The 16,689-nt window shown below is 34.3% G+C and carries 12 protein-coding genes; 9 read left to right on the forward strand and 3 right to left on the reverse strand.

The annotated features are described in order from the left end of the window. The first annotated feature begins 110 nt into the window (after positions 1-110). The 9 genes from ACIQZC_RS03945 (at position 111) to ACIQZC_RS03985 (ending at position 11,715) form a co-directional block, all read left to right on the forward strand. A complete protein-coding gene (locus tag ACIQZC_RS03945) occupies positions 111-584 on the forward strand; it encodes a GNAT family N-acetyltransferase (protein WP_396137941.1) in 474 nt (157 codons plus the stop codon). A 37-nt stretch (positions 585-621) separates the two neighbouring features. Continuing rightward, entirely contained in the window at positions 622-1,875 is a 1,254-nt protein-coding gene (locus tag ACIQZC_RS03950; protein WP_396137942.1) for an aspartate kinase, read from the forward strand. A gap of 85 nt (positions 1,876-1,960) precedes the next feature. Beyond that, complete coding sequence (locus tag ACIQZC_RS03955; RefSeq protein WP_396137943.1) at positions 1,961-2,173, forward strand: addiction module protein; 213 nt, start codon at positions 1,961-1,963, stop codon at positions 2,171-2,173. Further along, positions 2,166-2,462, forward strand: coding sequence for a type II toxin-antitoxin system RelE/ParE family toxin (locus tag ACIQZC_RS03960; RefSeq protein WP_396137944.1), 297 nt, complete (start codon positions 2,166-2,168; stop codon positions 2,460-2,462). Before ACIQZC_RS03955 ends, ACIQZC_RS03960 begins: the two co-directional genes overlap by 8 nt. Before the next feature lie 52 nt (positions 2,463-2,514). Beyond that, positions 2,515-5,919: a hypothetical protein gene (locus tag ACIQZC_RS03965; RefSeq protein ID WP_396137945.1), complete on the forward strand. Its 3,405-nt coding sequence runs from the start codon at positions 2,515-2,517 to the stop codon at positions 5,917-5,919. 63 nt (positions 5,920-5,982) lie between these two features. After that, positions 5,983-10,314, forward strand: a complete 4,332-nt coding sequence (locus ACIQZC_RS03970) for a PKD-like domain-containing protein (protein WP_396137946.1) — start codon at positions 5,983-5,985, stop codon at positions 10,312-10,314. Next, positions 10,314-11,072 (forward strand): enoyl-CoA hydratase/isomerase family protein, encoded by a 759-nt coding sequence (locus tag ACIQZC_RS03975; RefSeq protein WP_396137947.1) that lies wholly within the window; start codon positions 10,314-10,316, stop codon positions 11,070-11,072. Before ACIQZC_RS03970 ends, ACIQZC_RS03975 begins: the two co-directional genes overlap by 1 nt. After that, positions 11,069-11,251, forward strand: coding sequence for a hypothetical protein (locus ACIQZC_RS03980; protein ID WP_396137948.1), 183 nt, complete (start codon positions 11,069-11,071; stop codon positions 11,249-11,251). The genes ACIQZC_RS03975 and ACIQZC_RS03980 overlap by 4 nt, the downstream gene beginning before the upstream one ends. Before the next feature lie 11 nt (positions 11,252-11,262). Beyond that, positions 11,263-11,715 (forward strand): 6-pyruvoyl trahydropterin synthase family protein, encoded by a 453-nt coding sequence (locus ACIQZC_RS03985; RefSeq protein ID WP_396137949.1) that lies wholly within the window; start codon positions 11,263-11,265, stop codon positions 11,713-11,715. A 42-nt stretch (positions 11,716-11,757) separates the two neighbouring features. Here the strand turns inward: ACIQZC_RS03985 and ACIQZC_RS03990 are convergent, their stop codons facing one another. The 3 genes from ACIQZC_RS03990 to ACIQZC_RS04000 form a co-directional block, all read right to left on the reverse strand. Continuing rightward, complete coding sequence (locus ACIQZC_RS03990; RefSeq protein ID WP_396137950.1) at positions 11,758-13,623, reverse strand: OmpA family protein; 1,866 nt, start codon at positions 13,621-13,623, stop codon at positions 11,758-11,760. 18 nt (positions 13,624-13,641) lie between these two features. After that, entirely contained in the window at positions 13,642-14,562 is a 921-nt protein-coding gene (locus ACIQZC_RS03995) for a type IX secretion system membrane protein PorP/SprF (RefSeq protein ID WP_396137951.1), read from the reverse strand. Positions 14,563-14,597: 35 nt separating this feature from the next. Beyond that, on the reverse strand, positions 14,598-16,689 hold a 2,092-nt coding region (locus ACIQZC_RS04000; RefSeq protein WP_396137952.1), incomplete at its 5' end, for a gliding motility-associated C-terminal domain-containing protein.

The raw sequence follows: 16,689 nt of genomic DNA on the forward strand, positions 1-16,689 counted from the left end.
ACGAAAACGTTGTAGTTGTATTTTGGTGCAAATATCGTGAATTTTGTGAAATGAACATATTAAATTGAAAAAGATGTTTAAGTAAATTTTACTTTTGTAAAAAAATAAAAATGATGATCAGAAAAGCTACTGAAAAAGATATGCCCTTTGTATTAGAATTAATACAAGAATTAGCTACTTTTGAAAAAGAACCCGATGCTGTTGTTGTAACTGTTGCAGATTTGGTTCGTGATGGTTTTTCTGAACATCCGCTTTTTCAATGTATTGTTGCAGAAAAAGAAAATACAATTATCGGAATGGCATTATTTTATTACCGCTATTCCACATGGAAAGGAAAAACCATACATTTGGAAGATTTAATTGTAAAAGCAGATCAACGAGGAACGGGTGCCGGATTTGCCTTATACAAAGAAATCATCAAACAGGGTAAAAAAAACAAGGTTCGTCGTATCGAATGGAATGTGCTAGATTGGAATACTCCTGCAATTGATTTCTATGAAAAATCGGGAGCTAAAGTTATAGAGGATTGGCGTGTGGTGCAAATTGATGAAACTGGAATAGAACGATTTTTGATTGAAGATTAACGATTTAAGATTTTTGAAGTAAATAGTAATTGAACTCATGAAAATATTCAAATTTGGAGGTGCCTCCGTTAAAGATGCCGAAGGTGTAAAAAATGTATTGCATGTTTTAAAAACGGTAGGACATGAAGATGTTTTATTGGTGATCTCAGCTATGGGAAAAACCACCAACGCACTTGAAGTTGTTATTGCAAACTATTTTGAAAAATCGAAAGAATTACACGCTTCGCTGCAAGAAGTAAGAAAATATCACAATCAAATTTTGTTAGATTTATTTGATGACGAAGATCATGAAGTGTTTTTTGATGTAAATGCTCATTTTGATGATTTAGAATATTTTATTCGAAGTAATAAATCGCCAAATCATAGTTTTGTATATGACCAAGTAGTAAGCATTGGTGAATTGGTTTCTACCACAATTGTGAGTCACTATTTTAACTACAGCGGCTTAAAAAACAATTGGATTGATGTGCGCCAATTCATTAAAACCGATGCTAATTATAGAGACGGACAAGTCGATTGGGAAACCACTCAAAAATTAATTTCAAAAGGTATCAAGAAAAAAACCTTAAACATCACACAAGGATTTTTAGGTTCGGATGACAATAATTTCACCACTACTCTAGGTCGTGAAGGTTCTGATTATACCGCTGCTATTTTTGCTTATTGTTTAGGTGCTGAAAGTGTTACCATTTGGAAAGACGTCCCAGGCGTTTTAAATGCCGATCCAAGATATTTTGAAAATGCGGTTTTATTGAACCAAATTTCGTACAGAGAAGCAATTGAGTTGGCGTTTTATGGCGCTTCAGTAATTCACCCAAAAACATTGCAACCTTTACAAAAAAAGGAAATTCCATTGTATGTCAAATCGTTTATTAATCCAACTTTAGCTGGAACAAGCGTTTCAAAAGGTGCCGATTTAGAACCACAAACGGCGTGTTTTATTTTAAAGAAAAACCAAATGTTGTTGTCGTTATCTTCTATTGATTTTGATTTCATTATGGAAAACAAAATCAGTGAAATTTTTGCGTTGTTTTCAAAATATAAAATCAAAGTGAATTTAATTCAAAACACGGCAATAAGTTTCTCAGTTTGTATCGAAGATAATTACAACAATTTTGAAGAGTTGCGAAAAGTATTAGCAAAAAAATTCAAAGTTTCTTATAACGAAAATGTATCGTTGTACACTATTAGGCATTTTGACGAAAACGCTGCACAAGTGGTTGAAACCAATAAAACAATATTGCTACGCCAAATTTCGAGAGAAACAATGCAAGTGATTACGAAGGAGTAGTTTAATGTGTCAATTAGGCAATGTGTCAATTAAACGATAAGCCAATTTATAGAATATTTTTTCTACCTTTATAAAAAGTTTAGACATGAAAATCAAAGATTTAGACAAATATACTAATGCTGAAAAAATTGTTTTAGCTGAAGAACTTTGGGAAAGTGTTTCTAAAGAAAATTTAGAATTATCTGATGCCATTAAACAAGAATTAGACCGAAGAATTTCATTGGTTGAAGAAGATAAAACCGAATTTTACACATGGGAAGACGTTAAAAATACGTTGAAAAAAAATAGAAATGCATAACCTTGTATTTTCAAAAGAAGCGCTTCTCGATATTGAACAAATCGCAATTTGGTACGAAGAACAAAGAGAGGGTTTGTCATATGATTTTGAACTTTGTTTAGAAGATAGTATTAGCCAAATATTTAGAAATCCTGAACTTTTTCAAGTTAGATATAAAAACGTAAAAGTCAGATTTATTAAACGATTCCCTTATGGAATTCATTATTTGATTAATTTGGATAAAATCATAGTAATTGGAGTTTTTCACACTTCTCGTTCCCCGATTGATTGGTCAAAAAGATTACAATAATAAACTTTCCAACAATAAATACTACTTTTGAAGATTCGGAGTTATAGTATTTATGCAAAAAATTGTTTTTTTAGTGGGATTTTTTTTCTGTGTTTTGGGCAGTTTTGCTCAAGAGACACTACAATCGTATCCTACTAAAAAAATTGCATTTTCAAAAGACGCGATTTCGATAGAAAAGTTCAGTTTAAACAATTCCTTTTTTGAAATTAAAGACAAAAAAGGATTAGTAATTGACCCTAGTTTTTACCAAGTAAATTTCCAAAAAGGAACGTTGGTTTTCACCAAAGAAATCAATACTTCCGATTCGTTAGTGGTTCGCTATTCAAAATTTCCAGATTTTTTAACCAAAACCTATTCGATTTTTGATGATGATAAAGTGGTTTCCAACGAAGCTGGTAAATTAGTCGTTTTCAAAAAAGACAAAAACACTAAATACAAACCTTTTGACGGGTTGAATACTTCGGGAAGTATTACACGCGGTATTACTATTGGAAACAATCAAAACACAGTGGTGAATTCGAATTTAGACCTTCAAATCACAGGAAAAATTTCGGATAAAGTGAGTTTGCGTGCTTCCATTCAAGACAGCAATATTCCTTTGCAAGAAGGCGGTTATTCGCAAAAATTAGATGAGTTTGACCAAATTTTTATCGAATTATTTTCTGATAAATGGAACATTCGGGCTGGTGATTTATTTTTAGAAAACAGAAAATCGGCATTCCTTAATTTCAATAAAAAAGTACAAGGCTTATCGACCCATTTTACTTTTGGTACACTCGATAAAAAAACCGAAGTAGTGGCAGCAGGAGCTTTGGTGCGTGGACAATATGCTCGAAGTGCTTTCACAGGACAAGAAGGCAATCAAGGGCCTTATAAATTGCGCGGTAATAATAACGAATTGTACGTTTTAGTGATTTCTGGTTCGGAACGGGTTTACGTCAACGGAATTTTAAAAACACGTGGGGAAAATAACGATTACATCATTGATTACAACGCTGGTGAAATCATTTTTACCTCTTTATTTCCGATTACTTCCGAAATGCGAATCAACGTTGAATATCAATACACCGATAGAAATTTTACCCGATTTATAACCTACGGTGGCATTTCGCACGAGCGCGAAAATTGGCAAATTGGCGGATATGTGTATTCGGAAAGCGATGTAAAAAATCAACCTTTGCAGCAAAATTTATCTTCGGAACAAATTGCTATTTTGCAAAACGCTGGTGATGCTATTTCTTTAATGAATGGGCCTTCAGCCTATTTAGATTCGTATTCTGAAAATAAAATTCTGTACAAAAAAGTGCTTATTGGTGCTGTGGAAGTGTTTGAATATTCGAATAATCCGAGTGATGAACTGTACAATGTGCGTTTTTCATTGGTTGGAACTAATCAAGGAAATTATGTTTTGGTCAACAATCAAGCGGTAGGAAAAATTTATGAATATAGAGCACCAATTGGAGGCATTCCGCAAGGGAATTATGAGCCAATTATTCGTTTGATTGCGCCTACAAAAATTCAAATGGCAACTGTCTTAGGAAAATACAATCCGAACGAAAAAACAATTTTAGATTTTGAAGTAGCGTTAAGCAATAGTGACCAAAATTTATATTCAAATTTAGACGATACTAACAACAAAGGATTTGCCGGAAAATTCAATGGAAAACAACGCCTTTTTGATGGAAAAACCAAGATTGATGCGTTTGCAAATTATCAGTTGGTGCAAGAAAATTTCAAAACTATTGAACGTTTATACAACATCGAATTTAACAGAGATTGGAACATTACTTCGACTTTATTAGGCAATCAAAGTTTTTTAAGTTCAGGATTGGATTTTAATTTCAATAATAAGGGAAAAGCGATTTATCAGTTTGAAAACTTAACCTTTGGCGATGCTTTTTCGGGAAATAAACACACTTTATCCGGAAGATATGCCACAAAAAATTGGATGATTTGGAGTAATTCAAGTGTAATGAAAAGCGATTCCGAACTATCCAATTCGTCTTTTGCTCGAAGCCAAAATCGGTCGTCTTATAAATTGGGTAAAAACTGGGTGGGTGCAACTGTAAATTTGGAAGATAATTCAGAAAAACGAAAAACAACCCAAACTTTTTCGGCCTTGAGCCAACGCTTTTTAGAATATGGTGCGTTTATAGGAAGAGGTGATTCAACAAAGGTTTTTGTGGAACTAGGGGTTTTACAACGCCAGAATGATAGTTTGCAAAACAATCGAATTGAGCGTGTTAATCATTCAAATTCCTACTACTTAAAATCGCAATTAATTAAAACTGAAAAAAGCAATTTGAGTGTGTTTTTGAATTATCGCACCTTGAAATATGAAGATTCAAACTTAAAAGACGAGCCATCGTTGAATTCAAGAATTTTATATTCGGACAGATATTTTGGACAATTGATTCAAATTACAACTGCTTATGAAACCAGCTCAGGAACAATTGCTCAGCAAGAATTTACCTATTTGCAAGTAGCGCCCGGACAGGGTGTTTATATGTGGAACGATTACAACAGCAATGGAATCCAAGAATTGCAAGAATTTGAAATTGCGCCTTATCCCGATTTAGCCATTTATGTTCGAGTGTTTTTACCCAATCAAGTTTTTGTGAGAACCCATCAAAATAAATTTTCACAATCGATTAATCTAAATTTTAATCAATGGCAAAATGAACGTGGTTTTAAGAAATTTGCTTCGCATTTTTACAATCAAACTTCGTTATTAATCGACCGGAAAATCAAAAGAAATGAAGGTAATTTTGACTTGAATCCGTTTTCAAAAGAGGAAGAAGCACTGATTGGTTTGAATACGAATTTTAGAAACAGTTTGTTTTTTAATCGAGGCAAACAACATCATTCTACCACCTATTCTTTTTTGTTAAATGAAAGTCAGAACTTACTTTCTGTGGGAAGTATTTCGGCAACAAACAAATCGCATCAGCTGCAATACCAGCATTTGGTTCAAAAAAGTTGGCTCTTTAATTTCTCGGGAAATACTATTCTTACCAAATCTAATTCAGAAAGTTATCCCAATAGAAATTTTGAGATTGAAAGTTTTCTATTAGCGCCAAAAATTGGGTATTTGTTTTCTAAAAATGCGAGTTGGGATATTTTTTACGAGTTTCAACAAAAGGAGAATCAAATTGGCGCTTTGGAGCGTTTAACACAAACCCGATTTGGAACAACTTTTACATACAATAGTGAAAAAGGATTTAGTATGAATGGCGAATTTTCGATGTACAACAATTCGTATGATGGAAATGCACTATCAGCGGTTGGTTTTCAAATGTTAGAAGGTTTGCAACCGGGTAAAAACCAAACATGGCGCTTATTGCTTCAGAAAAATTTAACCCAATTTTTAGATATAAATATTAATTATCAAGGCAGAAACAGTGAAACCAGTAAAACTATTCATACAGGAAATGTACAATTACGAGCCTTTTTTTAGTTAATGATTAGATTAATTCTACATTTCTACTTAAATTTACAAACTAGCCCAATAAATTATACGATGTCAAAGAAAATATTATTTATATTATTACTGTTTTCAAGTGCTAATTATGCGCAATTAAGCAATAAACATTGGATTCCGCCCTTGCATGCTAGAGGAGGAGAGAATTATGTTTCTGAACACTATTTATATATTTCAACACCAGAAGTGACTCCTTTTGAAGTAACCGTAACAGACGGAAATGGTACTCCTATTTCGGGTTCACCCTTCACTATTTCTCAAGGCAACTCACCACCACCTATTCTTATTGGAAACAATCAACCCTCTGTTATGATGTTGTCACAAGCAGATTTGAATATAGCAAAGACCGATAAAGGATTAATATTAGAAGGTACGGGTGAATTTTATGCTAGTTTTAGACTTCGCTCAACAAATCATGCTGAAATTTTAGTTTCTAAGGGAATAAATGGAGCTGGAACTGAATTTAGACTTGGCAGTTTACCCATGACAAGTCCTGGTAATGTTCGAAATTTTGTATCTAGTTTTATGGCTACTGAAGACAATACTGTTGTTACTCTAAGTGAATATGATAGTGGGGTTGTTTTTGAGTCAGGAAGCGGGGATATTAATGATGATGTTCAAATATTCAATTTAAATGAAGGAGAATCAGTAGTGGTTTCTGGATATACAGATTTTGGTCCAAATTTATCTGGATTTGTGGGTGCTTTTCTTTCTTCAACCAAGCCTATAGTTGTGAATACCGGAAATGCGACAGGTGGAATGTTAGATGAAATGAGCGGCCAAGACTTTAATTTAGATCAAATTGTACCTGTTGATATTGTAGGTGATGAATACATAGTAGTTAAAGGAAATGGTAGTTCTAATACTGAACGGCCTCTTGTAATTGCTACACAAGATAACACCCAAGTTTTTATTAATGGGAATCCAACAGCTGCTGCTACTCTTGTTAATGCGGGCGATTATTTTTTAGTTCCTAGTTCATTTTATACTGGAACTGCTAATCAAAATATGTATATTTCAAGTGATAATCCTGTTTATTTATATCAAATTATTGCTGGAGCAACATCAGATGCCACTTCTGGATTAAATTTTATTCCACCATTAAGTTGTTTTTGGCAAAAAAGTGTAGATATGATTCCTAATTTCAATTCAATTGGGTCAACAAATTATCCTAACAGTGAAATTATTGTAGTAACCGAAACTGGATCAACAGTATCGGTTAATAATGTAACCACGACTGCAACACCTCAATTAGTAACAGGTAATTTAAACTGGGTTACTTATAGAATTAGTGGACTTTCTGGAAATGTTAAAATTGAATCAACAGGTGCACTTGCAGCAGGTGTTTTTGGCGCTGTTAGTGTTGCAGGTTTTGGAGGTTATTATTCTGGATTTGGAAGTTTACCAAGAGATACTGAAGTATCATTATGTTCAAACGAGACTGTAAATTTATATGATGCCATTACGGGAAATCCTGAACCAAACGGAACATGGACAGTACCTTCTGGAGCGCCATTATTAAATGGTAATGATTTTATTGGAACAATTAATACTCCTGGAGATTATATTTATACCTTTAGTAAAGATTGTGATAATTCTAATTTATTAATTCCAGTAACGGTAACTGTAGCTATTGAACAAGCTCCATTTGTAGGAACAAATAAAACTTTATCCATTTGTAAAAATAATACTTCAGTAGATTTATTTACATTATTAGACCCAGGTGTAACTACAGGAGGAACTTGGTCTCCAGCTTTAGCTTCTGGAACCGGTTTGTTTAATCCAGCATTGGATAATAGTGGCACCTATTCGTATACCATACCAGCTAGTGCTATTTGTTCAAGTGTTTCAGCAAGTATTGTAGTTACCAATAACCCAGTACCAGTGGTAACAAATCAAACGGTGACCGTCTGTAGTGATGTAGCATTAAACTTTAGTTTAGATAATTTAATAGCTGGAACTGGTGACACCTATACGTATTCGGTTGTATCTAGTGACAATACCAATGTTCCTGCGCAAAGTCCTCGAACAGTAGCTTCTGGCGCAAACATTACTGATGTATATACCAATACAACGAATGCACCAGTAACTATTACCTACACTATTACACCAATAAGTGTCAACGGTTGTATCGGCAATACATTCACTTTACTAGTTACAGTAAACCCTGAGCCTGTTGTAAGCAATCAAACAGTAGCTACTTGTAGTGATGTGGCATTAAATTATAGCTTAGATGCATTATTAACAAGTTCAGGTGATACCTTTTCGTATTCAGTTGCATCTAGTGATAATGTAAATGTTCCAGCAGGAAGTCCTCGAACAGTAGCTTCTGGCACAAATATTACTGATGTATATACCAATACTACTACTGCCCCGGTAACTATTACCTATACAATTACACCGATAAGTTCTAATGGTTGTGTCGGCAGTACATTTTCATTAGCTGTAACAGTTAACCCAGAACCAGTGGTAACCAATCAAGTAGCGGCTACTTGTAGTACTGTTGCCTTAAACTACAGCTTAGATAGTTTAATAACAGGGATGGGCGATGCCTTTACCTATTCGGTTGTGTCAAGTGACGGCGTCAATGTTACAGCAGGAAGTCCAAGAACAACTGCATCTGCAACTAACATTACCGATTTGTATACCAATACAACGAATGCACCAGTTATTTTAACTTACACGGTAACACCAATTGGATCAAATGGTTGTTCAGGAAACCCTTTTACCATAACCTTTACAGTGCATCCAAATCCGATTGTCTTACCTATTTCAAATTTTGAGTTATGTGATGATGCTGCAGACGGTAACGATACAAATGGAAGTGTTAGTTTTGACTTAATTCAAAAAAATACTGAAATTTTGGGCACACAAACAGGAATTACTATAACCTATCATTTAGATCCTATAGAAGCAGTAAACGGACAAAATGCAATTACGAATATTATTACCACTAATCGAGTAATTCATGTTCGATTAACTAACAATGTTACGGGTTGTTTTTCAACTACTTCATTTAATTTGGTTGTAAAACCGCTACCTGTTGTAAATGCTGTTGTTGCTTTAAAACAATGTGATATTGATAGTGATGCTATTACCGATTTCAATCTAACCCAAGCAAACATTAAAATTTCAACCGATGCAACTTATGTTTACAGTTATCATAACTCACCGCTCGGCGCTCTAAACAATACAGATTTTGTTACAAACGAAATTGTATATAATGCTTCAAATAGTTCACAAGTTTGGGCGAGAATTACCAATACATTTGGCTGTACTAGAACTGCAGAAGTCAATCTTGTAGTTTCTGCAACTACGATTCCTCAAACTTATATGTATACAATTCCTGCTTGTGATGATTACCTAAGTGCTTCAGATCCAGATGATGATGGTATCGATTATTTTGATTTAACATTAATTGAGCCATTGTTAACAGTGCAATTTCCGTCTGGACAATCCTATACTTATAGCTATTATCTTAATGAACCCGATGCAACTGCAGAACAAAACGCCATAGTTACTATCACAAATTTTAGAAATACCATTGCAAACAATCAAACAATTTGGGTTCGCATTGAAAGTAATTTATATGAGTGTGCCGGATTGGGCCCTTATTTACGTTTAGTCGTAAACCCATTACCTGATTTTGACTTGGGAGAAGATCTTATTTTGTGTATTGATCCTGTTACAGGAGTAGGTTCTCAAACAATTAATGCTACTCCATCATCAGCTGGAAGTTACTCCTATCTATGGACTCCAACTAATTCGTTAGGTAATTCTGGACTATATGATGTTACTGCGGCAGGAACATATGCTGTTGTTGTCACAAATTCAAGTACTGGATGTCAATTTACTGATTCTGTATCTGTCACGACTTCGTCTGCACCGGCTAATTTAAGTGTGGTTTTAACAACGCCTGCATTTTCAAGCGGATTGGCAACAATTGAGGCAATAGCAACCGGTGGATTTGGCATTTATGAGTACAGCATTAATGCAGTTGATTGGCAATCTAGCCCTATATTTTCGGGGTTGGAAAATGGAAGTTATACCATTTATGCAAGAGATATTCAAGGTTGTGATTTACTAATATCTGATGCAATTCAGACGATTACGTATCCAAATTATTTCACTCCAAATGGTGATGGATATAATGACAACTGGGTGATTCGATTACCTTCAGATTATAATGGTTTAATTACTATTTATGATCGATATGGAAAATTGATTAAACAAATTAGTTCGTATGGTGCTGGTTGGGATGGAACGTTTAATGGAGTTACCTTACCTTCGACTGACTATTGGTTTAAAGTAGAATATACCGAGAACAACAATCGTAAAGAATTTAAATCTCATTTTAGCTTAAAACGATAATGATACCATCTGGCTCAATTAGTACTGTTATTGAAAACTCAGTAGCTACAATAACATTTTCTCATCCGGCAAGCAATTCTTTTCCGAGTGCATTATTGCAGCAATTAACAAACGAATTAAATACATTAGATCAAAATCCTGATGTTGCTATTATAGTCCTTAAAAGCGAAGGAATTACTACATTTTGTGCAGGAGCTTCTTTTGATGAATTACTTTCGTTAACTACTTTAGAAGAAGGAACAAAGTTTTTTAGTGGATTTGCAAATGTAATTAATGCTATGCGAAATTGTTCCAAATTAATTATTGGGAGAATTCAAGGCAAAGCCGTTGGTGGCGGAGTTGGTTTAGCAGCGGCATGTGATTATACTTTTGCCACACAAAATAGTATGATTAAATTATCCGAAATCGCTGTTGGAATTGGTCCATTTGTGATTGAACCAGCTGTAAGTCGAAAAATTGGAAAAATGGCTTTTGCGGAAATGACCTTAACCCCAACGGAATGGAAATCTGCAAGCTGGGCCAAAGAAAATCATTTGTTTTCAGAAGTATTTGAATCCTTAGATGAACTAGATATTCGTTTAAATAATTTTACCTTCGAATTATCAGGTTATAATAAAACTGCATTAATCGAAATGAAAAAAGTACTTTGGGAAGGAACAGAAAACTGGAATCAATTATTGCATGAAAGAGCTGCTATTTCGGGAAAATTAGCGTTGTCCGAAGAAACAAAACTGGCGTTGCAAAAATTTAAAAAATGAGAACTTTAGCTATTGCTTTAGCACAAATTAATATTGAAGATAAAATAAAATCTGCTCCAGATGAAAATTACCAAATAGGAGTTTTAATAGGTTCATTTGTCCCTTTTATTGTTTTGGTTGGATTAGCCTATTTTTTTTATTATCGTGCTAAAAAGAAAGAAAAAAATATTGATAAATAACATACTTAATTATGTCAAAAATAAGAATAACCAAACAGTTTAGTTTTGAAACGGGTCACGCATTATATGGCTACGACGGAAAATGTAAAAATGTGCACGGACATAGTTATAAACTTTCAGTTACAGTAATTGGATCTCCTATAAGCGATTCTAACAATGTAAAATATGGCATGGTAATCGATTTTGGAGATTTGAAAAAAATTGTAAAAGAACAAATTGTTGATGTTTTTGATCATGCAACTGTTTTCAATCAAAATACCCCACATGTTGAGTTAGCGCATGAATTAAAATCGAGAGAACATCATGTAATTTTAGTAGATTATCAACCAACGAGCGAAAACATGGTTATTGATTTTTCTAATAAAATTAAAAATTTATTACCCAAAAACATTACATTACACTCGCTTAGATTACAAGAAACCGACACCTCCTTTGCAGAATGGTTTGCTGATGATAATAAATAAAAAAGGGTTTGCTTCGCAAACCCTTTTTTTTATAAAAACCTATTATTTCTTCACAATCAAGAACTCACTTCTTCTGTTTTGAGCGTGTTGTTCTTCGGTGCAGTTATCGCAGGTAACTTTTGGTTCGCTTTCGCCAAATCCTTGTCCTGATATTCTATCTTTTGAAATGCCTTTCGATACTAAATACTGAACCGTAGATTTTGCTCTTCTATCAGATAAGTTTAAGTTGTATCGATCACTTCCTCTTTGATCAGTGTGCGATTTTGCAAAGATGACCATCGTTGGATATTCATTCATCACTTGAACTAACTTATCAAGCTCTGCTGCGCCTTCTTGCGTGATGTTGCTTTTATCGTATTCAAAGTAAATGGGCTGTAAGATCACTTCTTTCTCGGTGATGATTGGCATAATTGGGGTTAATAATGCTTCAACCACTACTTCGCCTCCATCGGTTTTTGCTATTCCAAACACACCGCTTTCATAACCTTGTTTAGATACTTGGAATGAATATACCGTATTACAATTTATGCCAAATGCCGCTTTTCCGTTTACTGCTGTTGTTTGATTGCCTACTGTTTTCTCTTTAGCGTCAACCAATACAACTTTTGCTTGTTCTATTATCGTTCCTGTTTTTGCATCTTTTACAACTGCTATTGCTTGTACTGCACAAACTGGATCGGCTTTATAAATATCATCATTCCCTGTTCTATTGCTTGAGAAAAAGCCTACTTTTTTGTTGGTATTATAGGTAAATGAAAAATCATCTTTCTCTGTATTTACTGGCGCGCCAATATTGATTACTTCTGATGCTTTATTCAAATCGATTTTAAAGACATCTAATCCTCCAAAACCTTCTTTTCCGTTTGATGAAAAATACAATATGTTGTCTTCGGTAATAAACGGAAAACTCTCATTTGCCTCTGTATTTATCTTCGAACCTAAGTTCTCTGGTTTTCCATACGTATCACCATTGATAGTAACTTTCCAAATATCCTCTGCTCCAAATCCGCCTGGCATGTTTGATGAAAAATACAAGGTTTTTCCGTCTTTACTCAAACTTGGGTTTCTTACATCGTATGCCGCATTGTTAAATGGTAAAGGTTTGCTGTTGGTCCATTGACCCCCTTCGAAAGTCGCTTTATACAGGTAAATCTTTCCGAATTTTGATTTCTTAGCTTTGTCTTTCGTATACTCTTTTTCATTGAAACTTTCGCTTCCATAATACATCGTTTTTCCATCGGCTGAAACACTCGCTGGTCCGTCGTGCCATTTGGTGTTTAGATTAGAAACAGCAACCGCTTCGCTAATGGTACCATTGGAATTATACGTTGCTTTATACAAATCTAAATAAGGCTCTTCGTTCCAGTTGCTATTTCTTCTTGAAGTATTTCTAGCACTTGAGAAATAAACCGAATTATCATTAGTAAGTACGGCACCAAAATCGGTCTTATCACTACTAATATCTGATTTACTTACATCAAACAACTTAGTTTGTCCTTTTAATGTGGGTAAATAATTAGGATTACTGGTAAAGGCTTTTGCGCGTTGATCGCTTGGAACCATACTTGCAAACTGTTTCATTTGTTTGTCTGACTCTGCATAATTGCCCTCCGATTTTAGCATTTGAGCATATTTATAATACGTCTCTGCGTCTTGTTTTTGTGCTACAGCTTTTGCATACCATTTAACTGCCTCTTTGGTGTTAAATATTGAATAGTAGCTATCGGCTAATTGTTTGAACACATAAGTATCGCCTTTGCCGTTTTGGGTTAGTTTCAAATATTCATTTGCAGCATCTACATACTCGTAGCGATCAAATAATTTATCTGCAACTTTTGTGTCTTTGTTTTGCGCACTAAGTAAACCACTTGCCATCACAAAACTCAATGTTAAATATATTTTTCTCATGTCGTTTTCGCTTTTAGGTTAAAAAAATCGTGGTGAACTAGATACTTTTCTTGGGAAATTCAAATCAAACAACAATACAATCTCGTGAGAGGATGGTGTAGTGACATTTAAATCCGAAACAATGTGATCATACGCATAGCCTAATTTTACATTAGGTGAAATGGCATAATTAATCATTGCACCAAAACTGTCTTCTAATCGGTATGTAATACCCGCTTCAAATTTCTGATTAAACAAAAAATTTGTCGATAAATCTAATGAAGTAGGCGCATTAAATGCCGATTTCATCATGAAAAAAGGTTTGAATTTAATGTTCTCAGAAACATCAAAAACATAACCTCCTGTTACAAAATAATGAGAAACCTCTGAACCAAACTTACGTCCGTTGTAATCCAAATGTTTTGACTTCATCATATTTGGAACCGATAAAGCTAAATAATACTTATTAGTATAATAAAATAAACCACTTCCTAAATTAAAGTAACTATTACTCGTGTTTTCTGCAAAAGCTGGATCATTCTGATCAGGTAAGGTATGATTAATATCACTAAACAAGCTTACTTGGTGTAAGGTCAATCCCGCTTTTAATCCAAAAGCTAGTTTATGCTCTCCTCCTAATTGTAACGTGTAGGAAAAATCTCCATAAATGTTATTCTCCTCAACCGGACCAATCTTATCGGAAATAACCGATAATCCTAATCCTACATTCTTACCCACTGGAGCATGTCCTGAAAAAGTAGCCGTGGTAGGCGCATCCTCAATCTCAACCCACTGCTTGCGGTATAACATCCCAATGGATAAATTCTCCTTACTACCAGCATATGCCGGGTTGATAACGTTCATATTATACATGTATTGCGTATAATGTGGATCTTGCTGAGCCTGTAAATCCATTGTGATGGAAAATACAACTAAAGCTACTAAATATAGTTTTTTCATTTGATTATATTCTTATTTATGATAGAAATCACCTTTTATTGTTCTCTGTTGATGTAAACCCAACCTGTTTTAACTGGACTATCGTTAAATTCTACGACATAATAATAAGTTCCATCTGGAAGTTCATTACTATTATCTGATTGTCCATGCCATTCATCAATATAACTTGATTTTGAGTATACTTTTGTGCCATATCGGTTAAAAATTTCTACTTTTTTAACATTATATCCACTTAAATCCCATGTGTCATTCAATCCATCACCATTAGGCGAAACTCCTTTTGGGATGTCACATAATTGAATAGAAACAGCATCAGAGTCAGAAAAATTAAAAGTACAATTACCATTACTAATACCTAGTAATTCAATATTAACCGTTTCTGAAGAATTAACAATTTCTACAGAAGCAGTACCTTGATTGGTTAAAGTAACAGATTGTGAAGAACCATTATTAATGGAATAAGTTACATTACTGTTTGGAATTCCACTAATTTGAAAAACTGCCGTTTCACCAAAACAAATTAAGTCATCTAATACCGTTAATGTAGGTGCTGTAGGTGTTATTAACTGAGCAGCATTACTGAATGAACTAGAAGATGATGGACAAGTTATTGGAGGGCTGGTTACTGTTACAACATATGATGTCCCTTCTACCATTCCTGAAATTTGACCTCCAGAAAGTATAGTAGGTCCTGTTGGAATAAAACTATAACTATATGTAGAATTATAATTTGAAATTGTACTTGTTCCACTTGCATTACAAGTTGGATTTGTATTTGTAATTGATGGAGCTACAGGGGCAGGCAACCTTGATTCAATCCTAAATGAACTAGTATTAGAAGATGAACAACTTCCATTATTTGCAAGAACAACATAATTTTGACCCACATTCATTCCAGATATTACTCCAGTTGATGAAACAGTAGGTCCAGTTGGTGTAAATGTATAATTCAATCCAGTAACATGATTAGAAATAGTAGCAATTCCGTTCGATGAACATGTAGGTGTTGCAATTGAAATTGCAGGAGTTAAAGGCAGTGTTAACTGAGCGTTATTAACAAATGAACCTGAAGGAGATGTTGGGCAAGTACCATTAGTTGCGCTTACAGTATATGAAGTACCTACAACCATACCAGACACAACACCATTTGAGGCTACTGAAGGACCTGTAGGTGAAAAAATATAGGTTACAGAAGTACTGTAATTTGATATTGTAGTTGTTGTTGGCGCAGAACAGGTTGGTGGAACTTGCGAAGTTGATGGAACAGTTGGTACTTCTATCACTCTTATTGTTCCGGTTTTTGTATCATTAGTTGTACAACCAACAGTAGAAACAGTATAATTAAAAATTCCTGTTTGAGTAGGTGTACCAGTTATAGTAAATACTTGGTTTGAATAGCTAGAAGTTAATCCAGTAGGTAAACCAGAAACAGTAACATTCGATACAGTACCAGTAGTAGAATAAACAATATTTGTTAATGGACTTCCAAGGCAAACAATTTGATTAGTTGTATTTGAGGCAGATGTTAATGTTAAGTTACAGGTTGGAGGCACACAATCTACAACAATATTTACAATATCAAAATTACTACAAGGTCCTGCAATAATTTCAATAGCTATAGTTGTAGATGTAGTTGGTGAAAAATTTGAAGGGTTAGTAATAACAGCTCCATTTCCGTCATAATATACAAAAACAAAACTAACGGGATCATATGGTGCCACAAGTGCTGACTGATAGGACGTCAAATCAATTATTGGATTACACTGTCCAGCTGGAGTAGCAATAGGCCCAATATTGTTAAAAGGAACTACGCCAATGAACTGTACTTCAAGTTCATCCGTTGCAACATCACTACAGCCTGGTCTTGTAACACTAACTTTCCATGTTCCACTCTGATTTACTGTTGTTGAATTTGTAGGTGTTGTAAATTGTTGTACATCATTCAAATACCATGTATAAATAGGACTTCCTTGAAGTGAGGGAGCCTGTAAAAAATTAGCGTTTAATGTTACACTAGAACTAGTCCCACACAGAATTCTATCAGGACCCAATGTAACACCACAAACAATATCACAACTCAAGGCACCTGAACCTCCAGTTTGATTTAACGTGTATGTTCCAGGCGCA

It is taken from the genome of Flavobacterium sp., assembly GCF_044338735.1.
Lineage (GTDB): Bacteria > Bacteroidota > Bacteroidia > Flavobacteriales > Flavobacteriaceae > Flavobacterium.

Excerpts from the sequence above, each read along its gene's own strand:
- ACIQZC_RS03945 (WP_396137941.1), top strand. The coding sequence starts at position 111 with ATGATGATCAGAAAAGCTACTGAAAAAGATATGCCCTTTGTATTAGAA.
- ACIQZC_RS03950 (WP_396137942.1), top strand. The coding sequence starts at position 622 with ATGAAAATATTCAAATTTGGAGGTGCCTCCGTTAAAGATGCCGAAGGT.
- ACIQZC_RS03955 (WP_396137943.1), top strand. The coding sequence starts at position 1,961 with ATGAAAATCAAAGATTTAGACAAATATACTAATGCTGAAAAAATTGTT.
- ACIQZC_RS03960 (WP_396137944.1), top strand. The coding sequence starts at position 2,166 with ATGCATAACCTTGTATTTTCAAAAGAAGCGCTTCTCGATATTGAACAA.
- ACIQZC_RS03965 (WP_396137945.1), top strand. The coding sequence starts at position 2,515 with ATGCAAAAAATTGTTTTTTTAGTGGGATTTTTTTTCTGTGTTTTGGGC.
- ACIQZC_RS03970 (WP_396137946.1), top strand. The coding sequence starts at position 5,983 with ATGTCAAAGAAAATATTATTTATATTATTACTGTTTTCAAGTGCTAAT.
- ACIQZC_RS03975 (WP_396137947.1), top strand. The coding sequence starts at position 10,314 with ATGATACCATCTGGCTCAATTAGTACTGTTATTGAAAACTCAGTAGCT.
- ACIQZC_RS03980 (WP_396137948.1), top strand. The coding sequence starts at position 11,069 with ATGAGAACTTTAGCTATTGCTTTAGCACAAATTAATATTGAAGATAAA.
- ACIQZC_RS03985 (WP_396137949.1), top strand. The coding sequence starts at position 11,263 with ATGTCAAAAATAAGAATAACCAAACAGTTTAGTTTTGAAACGGGTCAC.
- ACIQZC_RS03990 (WP_396137950.1), bottom strand. The coding sequence starts at position 13,623 with ATGAGAAAAATATATTTAACATTGAGTTTTGTGATGGCAAGTGGTTTA.
- ACIQZC_RS03995 (WP_396137951.1), bottom strand. The coding sequence starts at position 14,562 with ATGAAAAAACTATATTTAGTAGCTTTAGTTGTATTTTCCATCACAATG.